Annotated in this window: 1 protein-coding gene and 1 pseudogene; one reads left to right on the plus strand and one right to left on the minus strand. The window is 69.1% G+C overall.

What is annotated here, in order from left to right; translation table 11 throughout:
• Nucleotides 1-268: pseudogene (locus H926_RS33750) on the minus strand (alkaline phosphatase family protein); the annotation flags it as partial.
• Nucleotides 269-440: 172 nt separating this feature from the next.
• Here H926_RS33750 and H926_RS0120560 point away from each other — a divergent pair.
• Nucleotides 441-1,215 (plus strand): protein-disulfide reductase DsbD domain-containing protein (locus H926_RS0120560; protein WP_043610705.1); only part of this gene is annotated, 775 nt, incomplete at its 3' end.

Genomic DNA, 1,215 nt, shown 5'->3' on the forward strand with positions numbered 1-1,215 from the left:
ACCCCGCCCCGCTGGCCAGCCGTGCCAGGCCGCCGGTGAAGTGGCTGCGATATTCGGCAAAGAGATCGGCCGAGAACTGGTCCATCGCCAGCGCGATCACCAGGCGCGGTGGCGTGGTGACTGCGGCACTGGGCGCCGGGGCAGCAGGCACTGGGGCAGCAGGCAGGGGCTGCGGCGCTGGCGGCGCGGCCATGGCAGCCGGCGCGGCAACGAGGCTGGCTGTAGCAAGGGCGACGAGGGCGGAAGTCAGGACCGGTTTGTTTCGCATGAACGTACCTCAACGGAATGCCTGCGGCCTTGTCCATCCCGCCCTTGGGGTATTCACCAAGAGGCGTTCTGGACGGCGCCGGCCATGTGCCTTACATCGCGCGGGCGTTAGACTGATCTTTCGCGCCGGAAACGGAGAGCGTGTGCCCCTGTTGCAGCGATTCTGGAAGAGCATGACGGGCGCCCTGGCGCAACTGACCCCGCCATTGCGCGCAATTGTTGCAGTCTTGTGGCTCTTGCCGATGGCCCTGCTCGGCGCCCAGCCGCTCCAGGCCCAGGATCAAGGCGGCAGCGTTCCGCATATCCGCGCCACGCTCTTGGCAGAAGGGCCCGCCCAGCCGGGCCAGACCGTGACCATGGCGGTGCTGATGCAGCCAGAGGCGGGCTGGCACGGCTATTGGACCAATCCGGGTGACGCTGGCCTGCCGCTGTCGCTCGACTGGACCCTGCCGGCCGGAGCCAAGGCCGGCGACCTGCAGTTTCCCGTGCCGCAGACCCTGGTCCTCCAGGGCCTGATGAACCATGTCTATGAAAAGGCCTACGCCGTGCTGGTGCCGGTGACGGTGCCGGCCGATGCGCGGCCGGGCAGCACCTTGCCGATCAGCGCCAAGGCGCAATGGCTTGCCTGCACCAACCAGATCTGCGTGCCCGAGCGCGCCAGCCTGATGGGCACGATTGCCGTGGGCGATGGCCCCAAGGACGCCCGCTTTGCCGCGTGGCGCGCCGCGCTGCCGGCGCGGCTCGACCAGCAGGGCAAGTTCGAGGCAACGCCCACCGGCCTTGCGCTCGCCATCCCCTTCCCCGCCACGGCGCGCATCGCCGATCCGCACTTCTTCATCGCCGGCCAGGGCATGATCGACTATGCCGCGCCCCAGGCCTTTGCCCGGCAAGGCGATTGGCTGATCATCACCCTGGCGCGGGCCAAGGGTGCGATGGCCGAGCACCCGC

The organism is Novosphingobium sp. B-7, from assembly GCF_000410615.1.
Lineage (GTDB): Bacteria > Pseudomonadota > Alphaproteobacteria > Sphingomonadales > Sphingomonadaceae > Novosphingobium > Novosphingobium capsulatum.